The sequence below is a fragment of the Acinetobacter legionensis genome (genome assembly GCF_048552295.1).
Classification (GTDB): Bacteria; Pseudomonadota; Gammaproteobacteria; order Pseudomonadales; family Moraxellaceae; genus Acinetobacter.
Map to the genome: position 1 here is coordinate 1 of NZ_JBIMCW010000016.1, position 16,859 is coordinate 16,859.

Here is a 16,859-nt window from a genome sequence, read left to right on the forward strand (position 1 = left end):
TGACCAGCTACCACAACAAAATAAGGTAGCTTAACTAGAGCAGAGTATCACTTATAAATAAGCTTTTAGTTGTTCAAACATGTGGGACCACCTCTATGACGCATTATGGATTCCGAATTGTAATTTATTGTTATGTTATAACATTACATAAACAGATGTACAACAATTATCATCAGTGCTTATACAGCTAGACCAGCTAGCGATTTATATAGGAAATGAAGAAATATAGAAGATGAAACTGGAATCCGTGTTACTTGTGCTTGATCTGTTGCGCCAGCTTCTGAATATTCATGCTAATCTCATCTGGAGTATGCGCTGCATAGCCAAACAATACCGCAGCTTTTTCATAAGGTTGTTGACAGTAGCGGGATAAAGGCTGAACAGCCAAATGAATGGCAAGACACTGGTCAATAAAGCTTTGCTCAGTCCATGGGGCATTTAGCCAACAAATCACATGAATCCCTGAGTCGGTTGGCTGAACAGTCAATACATCTGCAAGAAATTGTTGAATCGCAGCAATTAATGCCTGTTGACGTTCTTGGCAAGCTTTACGCACTTTACGTACATGGCGTGCATAATGCCCCTCTTTGATAAACAAAGCCAAAGCCGCTTGTTCTAAATAAGCACTCCGCGTATCAGTATAGTATTTTGCCAGACTCAATGTTTCTATCAGCGATTCTGGAACCACCATAAATCCAAGTCGGAACTCCGGAAACATCATTTTAGAAAAAGTACCAGAATAGATCACTCTTTGTTGTTGGTCTAAGCCCTGTAAGGCTTGAATTGGATGAGTTCCATATCTAAACTCACTATTATAATCATCTTCAAAAATCCATTTTTGCTGACTCGCTGCCCATTCCAACAGGGCCAATCGTCGACTTAAACTGAGTGTTCCACCTAAAGGGAACTGATGTGAAGGTGCGGTATAGATTAATTTACTTTCGGAATAATGCTGAATAATCTCGGCAACTTTCATCCCTTCGTGATCACTTGATACAGGATGAACTTGAATGCCAAAACTCCGAAAAATATTTAAAGCGGCATCATAGCCCGGCTCATCTAAACAGATCTGATCCAAAGGTTGTAATAATGCATAAGCTGCAAGATGAATCGCTTGTTGGGTACCATTTACAATCAAAATTTGTTGTACATCACATTTTAGTCCCCGTGTAGAACGAACATAATCACAAATTGCCTGACGTAAAGGCAAATAGCCTCGACAATCATGAAACTGCCCCAATTGCTGATGAGACTGTCGCCAAGCACGTCCCAATAATTTCCCCCAAAGCGAATGTGGGAATAAATCGATACAACCAACGCCGACATGAAATATTTTTTCACCCTGCCCAGATACATTTTGTTGCTGCCAAGCAGGTAATAAGCTTGCGATATGCGGATTAATATTTAGCTTGTGACAGATATCAGATGAAGATTCTGTCGGTATCTCTTGTATAGAAATTAATTGATCAGGAATCAGCTCTGCGACATAAGTACCAGAGCTTGGCTTGGTCACAATATAGCCTTCATCCAGTAAACGGTCCATTGCAGCCAAGACTGAATTTCTAGAAATCGACATCATTTCTGCCAAAACACGACTAGAGGGCAGTTTGGTTCCAGAAGCTAGACGACCATCTAAAATTGCATCACGTAAGACGCTATATAAACCCTCTTTAATCACCCCTTTAGGTAAGATCAAATGAGGGAAATAAGCAGAAGTTACTGTCACCATAAGCAAAACTGGTACTGTTAAAAATACTCAAAGTGTATCTTATTTCAATACCACAATCATACTTAAACTCATTTCTCCTCTTTCTTTCCCGACAACTGGAGAATACCTATGGAAAATTTAGTGGTTCAAATTGTGCCTGTTGCACAACAAGACTATAAACAATGGCTGGAGTATTGGCTGGCTTATCAAGACTTTTACAAAGTGGCTTTATCCAACACTGTTACGCAAACCACTTGGCAACGTTTTTTTGATGATCAAGAGCCGATATATTGTGCTGTTGCTAAACAAGCTGAGCATGTTCTTGGCTTTGTACATTATGTGATCCATCGCTCGACATGGGCCGAGACCAACTTTTGCTATCTAGAAGACTTATATGTTTCTCCACAGGCAAGAGGTCAACATGTAGGCAAGCGCCTGATTGAATATGTACAACAGCAAGCTATAGTTCAACCCTGCGCGCGTTTGTATTGGCACACTCAACAAAGCAATCAAACTGCACAAAAACTCTATGACTGGATTGCTGAAAAACCAGGGGTCATTGAATATCGTATGCCTTTAAATTAATCCATAAAAAACCAGAAACACAATGCTTCTGGTTTTTACTTAAATCTCAATATATTGTGATTATTTCAATTTGTAGCATCTTTACTTAAACCTAAACCGTTCTAAAGTCAGTTCAACATGACTTAAGCTGATTTTTCAATCTCTTGAGCATCATGAACTCACAAAAACCTGATATAACTTTTCAACAGTTTGACGGATTTCCAATTCGGTCAGGGCTGCAAAACCAAAACGAATATAAAAACTATCATCTGAATGATGCCATACCGAACCAAAATCATATTCAGAATCAATATGTAATTGTTTTAAAACCATTAAAAACTGCTGTTGATAAGGCAACTTAAATTTTACCCACAACGCCATGCCACCTGCGGGTGTGGCTATTTTAACCCTATCTTCAAACGTCTGTTGAAAAGCCATCACAGCAAAATCTCGACGTTGCTGATAAATCTTGCGCATTTTACGGATATGTCGCTTAATTTCACCCTGCTGCATCAGCTCAGCCATTGCCAATTCAGTAATCGCATTGCCCTGTTTATCGATCAGCAAAATATCTTGTTTCATCGCCTGAATAATCTGTACATTGGTCACCACATAACCAATTCTTAAACTGGGCGCGAATACTTTAGACAAAGAGCCGATATGAATCACTTTGTCTGCTGCTGGTAAGCTAATTAACGGCGGAATGGGTCGGCTGTCATAATGAAACTCATGGTCATAATCATCTTCAATAATATAGAAATCAAAGGCTTTAGAAAGCTCTAATAGTTTTAATCGTCGATCCATAGACATCGTCACTGTCGTTGGATATTGATGATGGGGTGTGGTGTAGACCGCAGCAACTGCATGGCTGGACAAAATTTCAGTTAAATGATCGGTATCTAAACCATGCTTATCCAAACGCACGCGAATAATTTGATAATGATTAGAAAGAAATGTTTCTACTGCCGGTGGGTAAGCCCATTGCTCTACCACAATCATATGACGCTGAGACTGATGTTGAGCCAGAACCCGCGCAGCTAGAAAAATCCCCATTTGACTGCCACGAACCACACAAATGTTTTCCATAGAGGTTTGTATAAAACGCTCCATAGATAACATATTTAATAAGGCTTGACGAAGTTCTAAACTGCCCTGAGGATCTCCATATCCCATGGTTTGATGGCGTGTCACTTGAATCAATGCATGCCGATAAGCCCGAGAAAACAATTCATAGGGGATCAACCGATTGTCTGGCACACCATCATTTTTGATAAGTATCTGCGTAGGAAAAACGGGAGTGATATCAATCTGTTTGAGTGTAGGCGATGACTGCACTTTTAGGTCTGGTAAGTTTTCTGAAACAAAAGTGCCCTGTCTGGCTTTTGAGACCAGCCACCCCTGTGCCTCCAAATCTTCATATACCGATTGTACGGTTTTTCGGTTAATCCCAAGTTCATCTGCCAGAGTGCGTGAACCAGGCAAGCGTGTTCCCTGAGTAATTCTGCCAGATAAAATCTCTTGAATAATCTGATTTGCCAACTTTAAAAAAAGGGTCTTTTCTTCACGATCTTCTAAATGTAGCCGAATTTTCCAAGGCTGACGCATAACTCTCTGGCCCATATAAGTTTTAGAAACTGGATATTTTAATCCATCCACAGAATTTTTATTCTGTACTTAGGCGATGTGAAAATCAACTCAGCGAGAGGTTTTATTTATGCAAACGGCACAACTAGACAAACAGCAATTGATGCAAAATGCACAGCAAAACATGCAGCAATTTATTCAAGATTCAAGCTATACAGATCGACAAAAGTTGGCATTAACCTGCCGTATTTTATTTGACCACGGACATGATGCTGGCTTAGCAGGACAAATCACTTGTCGTACCACGCAAGGCAATACCTTTATCACTCAGCGTTTTGGTCTCGGCTTTGATGAAATTACCGCGCAAAATTTATTGGAAGTTGATGAAGATCTAAAACCACTTGACCAACAAGGTATGGCAAATCCTGCAAATCGCTTTCATACATGGATCTATAAACAACATCCTGAAGTGAATTGCATTATCCATACCCATCCAACACATATTGCAGCGTTGTCAATGCTCCGTGTGCCCTTAGCGATCGCACAAATGGATACTTGCGCTTTATACGAAGACTGTTCTTTTGTGGAAGAGTGGCCGGGAGTCCCTGTCGGCAATGAAGAAGGTATCTTTATTTCAGAAGCCTTAGGTAAAAACCGCGCTGTACTACTGTCACATCATGGTCAGCTGGTGGCAGGTAAAACCATTGAAGAGGCTTGCAACTTAGCCATTTTAATTGAACGCGCTGCCCGACTTCAGCTTTTGGCAATGGCTGCTGGACAAATTCAACCTATCCCACATGAACTGGCAAAAGAAGCTCATGACTGGGTCTCTACCAACAAGCGTAATCATGTCAATTTTGCATACTATGCGCGTAAAGCTTTAAAAAATCATGCGGACTGTATCGAGGAGTAATGAAAATGAAATTAGAAGGCATTATTGCATACCCAATCACACCATTTCACTCAGACACCCAAGCTGTCGATGTTGATGCGCTGACCATCACATTAAATGCTCTGCTAGAACAACAATGTAATGCGATTGTGCCATTGGGCAGTGCTGGTGAAAGTGCCTATTTATCTTGGCAAGAATGGCAACAAGTCGCACAAAAAAGTATCGAAGTCGTTAATCAACGTGTCCCAGTCATGTTGGGAATTTCTGAACTCACAACGGCGATGGCGATTCAAAAAGCCCAAAAAGCTGAGGAGCTTGGCGCTGATCTAATTATGGTGATACCAGTGTCTTACTGGAAACTCAATGATCAAGAAATCTATGATTATTACCAGCAAATTGCTGCATCGACCAAGCTGCCAATCATGGTATATAACAACCCTGCAACCAGTGGAGTAGATATGTCACCAGAATTGATCGTGAAAATGTTTCAAGAAATTGAGAATATTTGCATGGTTAAAGACAGTACCGGCGATATTCAGCGCATGCATAAATTTCATGAATTATCTCAAGGACAGTTGCCCTTTTATAATGGTTGTAATCCTTTGGCACTTGAGGCATTTTGTGCAGGGGCAAGTGGCTGGTGTACTGTGGCGCCAAATCTACTCGGTGAGCTACCAAGTCAGTTATATCAGGCAGTCAAAGATGGTGATTTAGACCACGCCAAAGCCTTGTTTTATCGTCAATTGCCTTTGCTGCGCTTTATTGTACAAGGTGGCTTACCTAAAACAGTCAAAGCGGGTTTAAATGAATTAGGTTTTTCTGTAGGTGAACCAAGAAAACCGTTACAACATGCTACCCCACTGGAAGTTCAGCAATTAAAGTCGTTGATGGCCTTAGCAAAACAAGCGTAAACGATCGTCGTATGCGCTTGTGAAGTTATAAAATTGATCCGATAAACATGCTTTGTTGCATACACAGCCGATCCGCTGCTTTGACAGATACTCAAATGATAAGTAAATGTCATCCAGCGGTGTTTAAATCTAAGTGCAACAAAGCGGTTATTGCCATAGCAAATATCGGCGTAACAAACAAATCAATTCCCAAATCAGCTTTCTAAAAACTAAATCCAAGGTTTAAATTGATACGATACAACCATTGGTCACTATAGGGTGAAACGGTCGAGCTAAAACCGGTTGAATTCATTGCACCACCAATAATATTGGCATTTTTCCCCCAAGTATAATCGGCCCACACCATAAAGGGTGACGCAATAAACATCATCCCAGTGGTATTCATTTGAGAATCTGACCAATCATCACGTTTCTTATCCATATAACTATAATCATTGTAGAATCGGATCGCTTTGAGTTTGCCCATATTTTGCATAGGTAAGGTATAGGCAAGATTTAAACTGGCAACTGTCGCTTCAGAGGCAATAAAATAAGCAGGGGTAAATCCGTTATTCCCCATTAAAGTCATATCATTATTGACCCCATCAGGATTCTTTGCATCATATTGATAATGAATCACAGAGCTTTGTAAATTAAAGCGTTTGTAATTGTTATCGCTATGCACCCCTACTGCATAATATTGACCATTTTTATCGGTGGTTTTATTATGCAATTGCGCAATTGCCCCTGATACCCCGACTTCCTGCTTACCCACTTTGGTGTCTAGCTTGCGCACAATCCGCGTATTGAATTGATGGCGCTTTTCATTTTGATAGGCTTTTTGACTTGGAAATGCATTGTCGGCTAGGTCATCATAAGTGGCACTTTCGGGCGAATAGCGCAGATTGGTTGCCAGCATTTCAGGGTAATAGCCCAATTTTACATCCCAGTCCTGATTATGAAAATTCCAGTTCAAACCTGGCGCAATGTTATTGCCATAGCCCAAAAAGAATGGGATATGGTAAGTCCAACCATTTTGCGGATAAGGATAAATCGCAAAAGGCTTATATACAAATCCTGCTTCTAGACTATTCTGTTGGTCTAAATTGTAGCCCACATAAGCTTTTTCAATCGAGCGCTTCTCTTGATCTTGAAACAGATAACTTGCATTAAAATAGGCATCGTCAAATTTACCCTTTACATCGACTCTAAAAATATCAAAATAGAGTTTGCCAAAGCCATCATTGGGCCCTTCCCAATTTTCATAGCGTTGGTTTAATCGCACCACGCCACCCAATTTTATAGAGTCCGTCCCATCTTCACTTTTCCATTCTAATGCTGAGCTTTGCGCCAAAACATTGGATGTGGTACCCAAATACATTGCTGCAAGTAGCATCGCGATTGATGTCTTTTTCATAATTGCGTCCTTCCCTTGTGTTCCAACGATCCTGTTGGACTTTTGTTTTACCTATAAAACATAGTTTTTATTGTATTTTGAGCAAAAAAATTTGCCGGAGCTTTTGCTGAACATCCGATGCCAGCATCGGATGTTCAACTGGGTTTAATAGAGTTTTTTCTGCGGTGGTCCTGCAAAGTTCAGTGGTCCAATCGAATTCATATCCAATTCGATCACACTTGGCCCTTGAAAATCGACCGCTTGTTGAATCACGCTTTTAAACTCATCTGCACTGCCCACTTTCCAGCTTTTCACTCCCATTGCTTCCCCTAAGATTTTATAATCTGGGGTATGCAATTCATTGAAATATTGACGCCCTTCAAAGTAATTCTTTTGGATACCACGCATGACGCCATAACCACCATCGTTCATGATCATCAGCACCATGTTGGTATTTTCTTGTGCCATGGTGGCAATCTCACCGATACCGAGCATCAAACCACCATCCCCTACTAAGCCGATCACTTTTTTATCTGGATTGGCAATAGAAGCACCAATTGCTGTGGCTAAACCAAGACCAATTGCCCCTGCAAGTGAGTGAATATTTTGATTTGGTGCTTGTACTGGAAATAATCGGCTGCCCCAAGTACTGCCAGACATGGTAATGTCACGAACAAAGATGCCGTCTTGAGGTAGTGCCGCACGTAAGTGATCACAGATCAGGGCATATTGATCCAGCTGAGTACGCAACGCCTCAATAGCTGACTGTTTTGCCGCAACAACCGCTGCATCATAATCTGCATCAACTTTTGAGATACCGCTTAGCCCTGTGAGCACACGTTGTAATACATCTTTGGCATCACCACAAATGAAGTTACGAACTTTATAATTACGTTGCTGTGCTACTGGATTGGCATCAATCTGAATCAGATTATCAGGGAATTGTACCGAATAGGTTTTAGTTTCATTGCTGCGTAAACGCGAGCCCACCACCACCAATAAGTCAGCCTCTTTTAACAGTTGCTCAACCCCTGCTGAATTATGGAATGCACCTAAACTACGTGGATGCTCATCCGCTAACACACCACGAGCATGGGTAGAAGAAACAACAGGAATCCCAAGATCCGCAATGGCTTTCACTTCATCAACACTATTTAATGTGCCACCACCAATCCAGAAGATGGGGCGTTTGGCTTTTTTAACTTCTTCAACAATTAAATCTATTTCAACTTGCTCAGCCTGCGGTAATTCAAGCGCTTTGACAGGACCTAAATTCAATGGCAAGTCAATTTCTGCAGCTTGCACATCAATCGGGAGCTCAACACTTACAGGCCCCATCGGTACTGTGGTTGCAACACGAATTGCTTCACGAATTACACCCACTGCATTGTCTGGGCTGGTAATACGAAATGCAGCTTTGCTTGAAGCACGTAAGAAGGTCAGTTGATCTTTGGTTTCATGGATAAAGCTGGCATCACGATCAAGATATTCACGTTCAACTTGCCCTGTTAAATGCAACACAGGACTTCCAGCATTCATCGCTTCAATCAATGAACCTACTGCATTGCCTGCCCCAGCACCGGTACTGGTCAAAGCAACCCCTAAACCTTTAAAGCGTGAGTGACCATCTGCCATCGTGACTGCACCTGCTTCGCCACGCGCTGCCACAAAACGAATTTTTTCACGACGCCCTACGGCATCTGCAATTGGTAGGTTATGAATTGAAATCACCCCATAGATACTTTCCACTTGGTGTGCTTCTAAAACACGCGCGATTGCTTCGCCTACATTTACACGTTCTGTCATTGTTTATTCCTCAAAAACTTTTTCATTCCATGAATTTATTATTCACACCAAGGATTTGGCTGTTCGCTTAATCCCATATAAATACTTTTTTGCTGCATATAAGACAAAATACCTAAACGCCCTTTTTCACGCCCGATACCACTTTCTTTAAAGCCACCAAACGGTGCCGAAATAGAGAATTTTTTATAGGTATTAATCCAGACTGTACCGACTTCCAAAGCACGCGCAATTTGCCAAGCTTTACGGTAATTTTCAGTCCAGATTCCTGCTGCAAGCCCAAAACAACTGTCGTTGGCTTGGGTGATTAAATCAGCTTCATCGTGATACTTCATCACCACCAAGACTGGACCAAAAATCTCTTCCTGACAGGTTTGTGCAGTATTATTTAAGCCGGTGATGATGGTCGGTAAGTAATAACTTCCTTTCGCCAAATCACCATCCGTCAGCGCTTGACCACCCACTACAACTTGACCACCTTCTTGCTTGGCCAATTGCACATAGGCATCGACAGAAGCCAAATGCTTTGGATTAATTAAAGAGCCCAAATGTACACCCGCTGTTTCTGGATGTCCCACTCGTAAAGCTTTGGTAATTTCAACCAAACGCTTAAGGAACTGATCGTAAATACTGTGATGCACGAAGAGTCGTGAACCTGCAATACAGGCTTGTCCTGCGGAACTAAAGATCCCATAAGCCACACCTTTAGCAGCCAATTCAATGTCTGCATCAGGCATAACAATCGTAGGGGATTTTCCACCAAGCTCTAATGAGGTGGTAATCAATTTATCTGCGGCAAGATGAGCCAAATGACGCCCTGTAGTGGTTCCGCCAGTAAATGAAATTTTGCGGACCAAAGGATGCTTTACGATGGCATCACCAATTACAGAACCACGCCCCACTAAAACACTGAGTAAGCCTTTTGGCAGTCCTGCTTGTTCAAAGATTTTCGCAAGTTCCAAGGCAATTAAAGACGTTGCCTCTGCCGGTTTAAGGATCACCGCATTTCCAGCAGCAAGCGCAGGGGCAAGTTTTTGAACTTCACTGGCAATCGGTGAATTCCACGGTGTAATCGCGGCCACCACACCGACAGGTTCATGCACACTCATGGTCATAAAGTCAGCCGCACGTTGTGTGGTGAGTTCATCATTCAGCGTTTCACATGCTGCGGCAACATAGCGTGCTGTCGCGGCTGCACTCATCACTAAACCACGTGTTTCAGCCAGTGGCTTACCATTATCACGGGTTTGTAATTTTGCAAGCTCATCTACACGCGCTTCAATAATCTCTGCCACTTTATACAAAATACGCGCACGTTCATGTGGCATGCTATTGCGCCAGCCCGCTTGTCGCCATGCCAAGTCTGCTTTTTCAATTGCTTCATTGACATCATCTAAACTCGCTGTAGAAATTTCAGCATTGACAGATTGATCTGCTGGAAACAGACTTTGAATCGTATTGCCTTTACCTAATCGCCATTCACCTGCGATATAAATTTCCTTTACCATGATCAAATCCTTTTAAATCTGAATTGCTTCAACGCTATTGCGACATGCACGAATCACGCTAAGCGCAGCCAAAGTTGAGGTTTTAGGATTGCTTGCCAAAGGCACACCCACCAATTCAATGGTCATTTCACCAAACACGCCTTCTGCCACAATGGTGTGCTTGTTCTTATTAGTTTTTGGATCAACCGTAAGCTCAACCATGGTTTCATCCATGCCTAAACCTGCGAGTGCAATGGTTGCTGCAACATTGGCATTGGCTGGAAACTTCAGTGCTGCTTCTCTGGCTGTACCACGAAAAAAAACCATAGCTTCACTGACCTGATCGAGATCAACCAATTGTTCAGCATAACTGCCACGCCAACTCTTCGGGCTTTTACAGCCTTTATAGGTGACCTTTTCCAAACCACCTTCTTTTGCTGCAGAGATACCATCGATCCCTGCAATCGCACCCGCTAAAAGATGCAGATGGGCATCGTGTTGTTCCGCAGTCTGTTTCAGTTGATTAAAAAAATCGCTATCGGCTAAGGTTCCTACTGAAATCAGACCAATGGTCCAACCTTTCTCTAACACCTTTTGGGCATGTTCTTTTACCGCCGCTTGGCCTGCCACTTCGATCACATAATCAGGCGTGCCAAGGCATGCATCAATCGAACTAATTACCTGTACCTGAGCGGATACTTGTGCCTGTACTTTTTCAACACTGCGTGCAGGCACCACAATCCATTTAAGCTGTAAATCTTGTGGCATATGTGCGTACACTTCTGCTGCCATTGCACCGAAACCAATCATCATCAACTGTTTCATGGGCACACCTTATAAATGTTTGTTAAATCCACCAGAGACATCCAAGGCTGCACCCGTGGTATAGGATGCCAATGGTGAAGCCAAGAACACCAAAGCGTTTGCTGGTTCTTCAGGTTTACCTAGACGTTGCATTGGAATACCACGGTTTTTTGCAATATTGCCTGTCCACTGTTCCCATGACGCTTGGCTATCTGAACGTGTTTCAAAACGGCGTTTCCACTGTGCTGACTCCACCATGCCCAATAAAATTGAATTCACCCGAATCCCATATTGGCTAAATTCATGTGCTAAGGAATGAGTTAAATTCAGCAAAGCGGCGCGTGCCGATGAAGTCGCGATCATGTGTGGTTCAGGTTGCAAGGCCAGTAAGGAATTGACATTGGTGATTGATCCACACGCCGAATTTTTTAAATCATCTAAAAATGCACGGACAGGATGCAAGACACTGAAATACTTCAATTCAATTTCTTTCATCCAATCTTCATCTTGGGTGTCTTCAAAATTGGATACACGCCCTTGACCTGCGTTATTGATCAACATGTCGACATTGCCTAAATTTTGATTGACCTGTTGTGCAAAGCGTTTTACATCTTGTTTGTCTAAAACATTGCAGGCTTGAGTAAAAATATGGGCTTGCGGATACTTTTCCAAAATATAATTTTTTGATTCTGCTAAACGCTGTTCATCCCGACCACACCATGCCACTTGGGCACCTTCTGCAACTAAAATTTCGACAGCAGCCAAACCAATGCCTGACGAGCCACCTGTTACTACTGCTATTTTTCCTTCAACTTGGAAGCTCATTTTTTTCTCTCGTTTGAGTATTAACGTGCCGATAAAATAATGTCGTTAAACTGTTGTGGTTGATCGACATAACTCAGATGACCTGCATCTGTAATCAGATGACATCGGCTCAATTGCATTTCTGCGACAAGGTCTTGGGTACCTTGTGCAGGTGTAATTTGGTCCTGATCGCCTGCAATCGCGACGCAAGGAACACGAATATCTGTTAAATAATTTCTAATTTCGTCATAGGCCAACAAATACGATGCATGGGTAAAACCGTCTAGGGTCAAATCCTGCATCACCGCTGTGACCAAAGCCAAAGCTTGAGTATCTTGTTTATAAATTAAATGCGGTCCACGACTTGCCGCCATGCCTGCATGACCTAAGCTTTTCAACAGCATTGGTCGTTTTTGATAAACCTGTGATTTGCTTTCCTCATCTGAACGTTGATAACCTTGTGCTACATTGGCAATCAGCAAAGTCTGTACACGTTCAGGATAAAGATGAGCAAAAGCACTGGCCTGTAAAGCCCCAAGGGAATGACCAACCAAAATGGCTTGCGAAATTGCCAAAGCATCGATTAAACCCAACAAACGTTGTGCATAATCTTCTGCATTCGGTTGCGCTGTATTTAAACCTTCTGATAAGCCATAACCCGGTGCATCCCAAGCAATCACACGAAAAGACTGACTCAGTACATCAAGTTGGTTGATCCATGAAGCAGAACCCGAACTAATCCCATGTAGCAAAATCAACGGCTGGCCTTGACCCGCCTCACGATAGGCGTGTACTTGTCCATCAACTACAATGGTTTTGACTGGATATTTGGCTAATCGATTAAGCAATGTCATGGCTGGATTCCTTTGCTGTAGGGCTGGGCTTTGTCGATTCAATCAACGTTTGATTTGCGACAATGGATGTTCTGGTGGATAGTTCGGAATGGTCGGTTTACCCGCACCTAACATCACACACATCAAGGCATCTTCCTGACCTGGATTAAACAAGCCACGGTAAATTCCAGGTGGAATTGAAATCAGATCACGCTCTTTAAGTTTGGTTTGAAATTTCTCACCGTTATGTTCGATAAATAGGTCAATCTCACCACGCAACATAAAAAACACTTCCTCAACATCATGATGAATATGCAAAGGCCCTTCGCACTGCGGAGGTAAAACCATGGTTGAAAAAGTGAAGTTTTCTGCTGGAACAGTGTTGCCATCATTCACTACACCTGTTGCACCCGTGCCCATATAACGCATTTGGGCACGACGATATTTGGGGTCATAGTCCGCTTGGAACTTCAAGGCATCAAAATCATATTTACGTGTTTCAAAACGTGCGATACGGGTATTTAACCAATCTTGTAAGCTTGTACCTTCAGGCTGTGACCATGATTCGAATTGTTGAGTAGTCATGTTTTAACTCCTAGATATCTTGAATTAATAACGTTTTAGTAAAGGAACTAAGAAGAACGATCCAATCACAGCAACTGCTGCTAAGAAGGTAATTCCTAAATTAAAACTGTGGGTTTGCATCACGATGTAACCAATCAGAACGGGTGCAATTGCACTGGCAAAATTACCCAGTCCATTAAAAATCCCACCCGCAGTCGCGCCCACATCAGCAGTGGTCACACGAGCAAGTAGTGCAAATATTGCTGCGACACCAAAGCCCCAAGCCATTGCGCTAAGAGACATTGCAACAATCACTAAAATTGGATCTGTCATAATGACCATGACATACATAAAGATGCCGGCCACCAATAAGCCACTAAAAACTTGAATGGCACGACGACCTAACTTGTCAGAAAGAAATGCACCAATCACTTCACCAATCAACATGGCGATAAATGGGAAACTTGAATAAATTCCAAACTCTTTAAGGTTAAAGCCCTTGTCTTGAATCAGGTAGGATGGAACCCAACTGTTTAATCCCCACAGATAAGTCATCAGTGCAATATTGAAAATACACACCAACCAAAATGAACCGTTCTGTAATAGCACCTTGGTGTTATGGATATGCCCTTTAAAATTGACACGTTTACTGGTCGCCTCCAGCTCAATGGTTTTCTTGAGTTGTAAATTACGTAAGCCAAAGACAATCGCAATCAGTGCAATTACAGTTAAACCAGCCATCACAAAGAAGGTGGTATGCCAATCATGGTTTGCGAGAACAGCGGCGGTAATTGGAAAACCTAAGAAGGCACCAATCGGTGTACCCAACAAAAACATGGTAGAAGCACGTGCTTGCTGACGATCTGTATAGGTTTGTTTCACGATGGTATAAGCCAAGGCAAATAATGGGCCTTCAGCTAATCCAAGCAGAACGCGGAGGACCAACATCCCTGTATAATTGGTGGTAAAACCCATACAGAACATGAGTATTCCCCAAGATAAGACACTCCAAAACAGCATTTTTTTAGGGCTAAAAATATCGCCTAAGAAGCTTAAGAACACAGAGGAAAAACCATAAGCCAATAAAAAGCTGGTCATTAACCATCCAAGTTTTGCTTTGTCTTGGGCAATCCCCATCGCGCCCTGAAAGTGCGGGTCAGCAAATAAGACTGCGATACTAATTTTGTCGAAAAATGCCAGAACGACACAGATCATCAGGACAAAAGCAGGAACCCAATGCTTCAATCCACTTTTCTCTTCATTACTCATATTTCATTCCTTCGATTGAGTCATGAACCGGATCTAGGTGCTGTTGACATTTCACAATGGTTTAAATATCAACAGACTCTAAGGTTTACGGTTTTAATTTCATTACATTAAATTCAGGGTCTGCTAATAATTTGGGGTCTAACACGGTATTGGATTGCATCCAGCGTTTTGCCAGTTTGACCAGTTTTGAGTCATTGATTGCAATCATGTTGATCAAACAGTTTTGCTCATCCAGATAAAGATAACTGCACTGATCTGCTGCATTTTGACGTAGCACAATCTGCTTAGTTTTTTCAGGTTGGTAAGTTCCTAAAATCTGAATGTTGTAGTGATACTGATCTGACCATAACCAAGGAATATCCAGATATTCCGTATCCATACCTAACATTGACTTTGCCGTGGCAATGGCTTGATTTTGTGCATTGGCCCAAGACTGAATGCAATAGCCCAAACTTGGATGTATCGCCACATCACCTGCGGCATAAATGTCTTGGTCTGAAGTTTGTCCAAAACCATTGACGACAATGCCATCTTTAACGTCTAAACCCGCACTCACACCCAGCTCTTTGGCAATATCTGCACCCGCACCCACTACTACACAATCAAACAGTTCACTGGCATTTGGATGATTCACCACTTCAACTTGCTGTTGACCTGCTTCAATCAAATGCACATTTTTACTATTTAAATGGATCTGAGTACCTTGTTGTTGATGCATATTTTGCAGAAATTCAGACACATCAGGGCTAACGCTACGTGCACAAAGTCGATCACCGTATTCAAAAACATGCACTTGTTTGCCTTGTTTCCGTGCCGTTGCTGCAATTTCCAAGCCGATCCAACCACCACCAATTACTGCTAACTTTTGCGTATGTTGTAAGATTTCGGCTAAACGTTCACAGTCTTGTACATTACGTAAAGTCACCACATTGGGAATAAACTGCCATGTATTGACTGGCACACGTGCTCGGCTTCCAGTCGCAATCAATAATTTGTCATAAGGCAAAACTTGACCGCTTTCTAAAACCACATGTTTTTGTTGGCGATCCACTTGAGTTGCCACAGCTGGTTTATGCCACTCGATATTAAAATCTTGAACCTGTTCAGCAGAGAACAGATGCAAACTGTCATAACTGGCTTCTTTGGAGAGGACTTGTTTTGACAGCGGTGGGCGTTCGTAAAATACCCGTTCCTCATTGGATACCACATGAATTTCACCTAGAAATCCATGTTGACGGAGTGTGCTGACCGCCCAACCTGCGGCTTGTCCTGCGCCAACGATGACAATTCTTTGCATAGCTTAATCTCTCTGTTCCAACTGCTTATACAGGTTTGACTTGGCGACGAGTGTGGTCATCTAAACCACCTTCAACCGCCCACTCAGTAAAGAGTTCTAAACAATGTTCTTCAACACGTGGTTGCCATTCTTCCGTCAAATAATCATCATTGGTGTAGTATTCAAATGCACCACCCAAAGGTGAGTTGACATACCAGAAGTAAGCCGAAGAAATTGGATGACGACCCGGACCAATAAAAGTAGACCATTCAGAACGGTTCATGTTTAAGCCACCGCCAATCACTTCATGAATATCACGCACCACAAAGGCCACATGATTGAGTCCAGCAGGTTTATTGGGTACCGAAAGCAAAAACAAATCATGGTGATAGCCTTTGCCACGACAACGTAAAAAAGCACCACGATTACGATAAGCATCCGATAAGAAGAAACCGAGCTTTTCGATATAGAACGATTCTGTTTTTTCTAAATCTGGGGTAAAGAACACCACATGTCCAATCGCAACAGGTTGCCCTTTTTCATACACTGGACTAGCTGCATTGACACGAGTGATACTGCCGTATTGATTAATCCCTTCTGTTTTTAACGCAGGTAGCTCTTGGGTAAAGCTGGCTTGAAAGCGAATGGTCATCCCATTTGGGTCTAAGCATTGCAGCATGTCAGCCGTGGCTTGATAACCATCTACATCTTTCAGGCGAGTTGCTAAATCAGCCAAATCCTGTGCTGCATCATCCAAGCCCCAAGTCACTTCACGTAAAGTTGAGCCTGACTCGATGGCCTGTGGTAGACGCTGATCATCACAATCAAATAAATAAATTTTACTACCGTTCTGGGTTTGGTAAAGATCCGTACCCTCAATATCTGATTGGCTTGGCTTTAAACCAAAATCTGCCAAAAATTTATTTGAAGCAGCCCGATCCTCAACGCCAAACTTTAAAATCTCAATCCCTGTAATCATGAAACA

Annotated in this window: 15 protein-coding genes; 3 read left to right on the forward strand and 12 right to left on the reverse strand. The window is 42.3% G+C overall.

The window, feature by feature from the left end:
• Positions 1 to 250: 250 nt before the first annotated feature.
• On the reverse strand, positions 251 to 1,729 hold the full coding sequence (pdxR, locus tag ACG916_RS13325) for a MocR-like pyridoxine biosynthesis transcription factor PdxR (protein ID WP_336951926.1): 1,479 nt from the start codon (positions 1,727 to 1,729) through the stop codon (positions 251 to 253).
• Between the two features lie 108 nt (positions 1,730 to 1,837).
• On the opposite strand from pdxR (ACG916_RS13325), the gene ACG916_RS13330 reads away from it, so the two are divergent.
• Positions 1,838 to 2,293: a GNAT family N-acetyltransferase gene (locus ACG916_RS13330; RefSeq protein WP_336951927.1), complete on the forward strand. Its 456-nt coding sequence runs from the start codon at positions 1,838 to 1,840 to the stop codon at positions 2,291 to 2,293.
• A 150-nt stretch (positions 2,294 to 2,443) separates the two neighbouring features.
• Here ACG916_RS13330 and pdxR (ACG916_RS13335) read toward each other — a convergent pair whose 3' ends face one another.
• On the reverse strand, positions 2,444 to 3,877 hold the full coding sequence (gene pdxR, locus ACG916_RS13335; protein WP_419327099.1) for a MocR-like pyridoxine biosynthesis transcription factor PdxR: 1,434 nt from the start codon (positions 3,875 to 3,877) through the stop codon (positions 2,444 to 2,446).
• Between the two features lie 109 nt (positions 3,878 to 3,986).
• On the opposite strand from pdxR (ACG916_RS13335), the gene ACG916_RS13340 reads away from it, so the two are divergent.
• Both ACG916_RS13340 and ACG916_RS13345 read left to right on the forward strand, forming a co-directional pair.
• The gene (locus ACG916_RS13340) at positions 3,987 to 4,769 is read left to right on the forward strand and encodes an aldolase (protein ID WP_336951929.1); all 783 of its coding nucleotides are present in this window, start codon (positions 3,987 to 3,989) and stop codon (positions 4,767 to 4,769) included.
• A 5-nt stretch (positions 4,770 to 4,774) separates the two neighbouring features.
• Positions 4,775 to 5,659, forward strand: a complete 885-nt coding sequence (locus tag ACG916_RS13345) for a dihydrodipicolinate synthase family protein (RefSeq protein WP_419327098.1) — start codon at positions 4,775 to 4,777, stop codon at positions 5,657 to 5,659.
• Positions 5,660 to 5,861: 202 nt separating this feature from the next.
• Here ACG916_RS13345 and ACG916_RS13350 read toward each other — a convergent pair whose 3' ends face one another.
• From ACG916_RS13350 to ACG916_RS13395, 10 genes are all read right to left on the reverse strand, one after another.
• Entirely contained in the window at positions 5,862 to 7,055 is a 1,194-nt protein-coding gene (locus ACG916_RS13350) for a hypothetical protein (protein WP_419327097.1), read from the reverse strand.
• A 144-nt stretch (positions 7,056 to 7,199) separates the two neighbouring features.
• On the reverse strand, positions 7,200 to 8,840 hold the full coding sequence (locus ACG916_RS13355; protein WP_419327096.1) for a thiamine pyrophosphate-binding protein: 1,641 nt from the start codon (positions 8,838 to 8,840) through the stop codon (positions 7,200 to 7,202).
• Between the two features lie 38 nt (positions 8,841 to 8,878).
• Positions 8,879 to 10,345, reverse strand: a complete 1,467-nt coding sequence (locus tag ACG916_RS13360; protein ID WP_419327095.1) for an aldehyde dehydrogenase — start codon at positions 10,343 to 10,345, stop codon at positions 8,879 to 8,881.
• 12 nt (positions 10,346 to 10,357) lie between these two features.
• Positions 10,358 to 11,149, reverse strand: coding sequence for an aspartate dehydrogenase (locus ACG916_RS13365; RefSeq protein WP_419327094.1), 792 nt, complete (start codon positions 11,147 to 11,149; stop codon positions 10,358 to 10,360).
• Positions 11,150 to 11,158: 9 nt separating this feature from the next.
• On the reverse strand, positions 11,159 to 11,953 hold the full coding sequence (locus ACG916_RS13370; protein WP_336951933.1) for an SDR family oxidoreductase: 795 nt from the start codon (positions 11,951 to 11,953) through the stop codon (positions 11,159 to 11,161).
• 20 nt (positions 11,954 to 11,973) lie between these two features.
• Positions 11,974 to 12,786 carry an alpha/beta fold hydrolase gene (locus ACG916_RS13375; RefSeq protein WP_419327093.1) on the reverse strand — a complete coding sequence of 271 codons (813 nt, stop codon included), beginning with the start codon at positions 12,784 to 12,786 and terminating at the stop codon, positions 11,974 to 11,976.
• A 42-nt stretch (positions 12,787 to 12,828) separates the two neighbouring features.
• The gene (locus tag ACG916_RS13380) at positions 12,829 to 13,350 is read right to left on the reverse strand and encodes a cupin domain-containing protein (protein ID WP_004717620.1); all 522 of its coding nucleotides are present in this window, start codon (positions 13,348 to 13,350) and stop codon (positions 12,829 to 12,831) included.
• A gap of 24 nt (positions 13,351 to 13,374) precedes the next feature.
• A complete protein-coding gene (locus ACG916_RS13385; RefSeq protein ID WP_336951935.1) occupies positions 13,375 to 14,598 on the reverse strand; it encodes an MFS transporter in 1,224 nt (407 codons plus the stop codon).
• A gap of 85 nt (positions 14,599 to 14,683) precedes the next feature.
• On the reverse strand, positions 14,684 to 15,895 hold the full coding sequence (locus tag ACG916_RS13390) for an NAD(P)/FAD-dependent oxidoreductase (RefSeq protein ID WP_419327092.1): 1,212 nt from the start codon (positions 15,893 to 15,895) through the stop codon (positions 14,684 to 14,686).
• 25 nt (positions 15,896 to 15,920) lie between these two features.
• Positions 15,921 to 16,853, reverse strand: a complete 933-nt coding sequence (locus ACG916_RS13395; RefSeq protein WP_004823457.1) for a VOC family protein — start codon at positions 16,851 to 16,853, stop codon at positions 15,921 to 15,923.
• Positions 16,854 to 16,859: the final 6 nt, after the last annotated feature.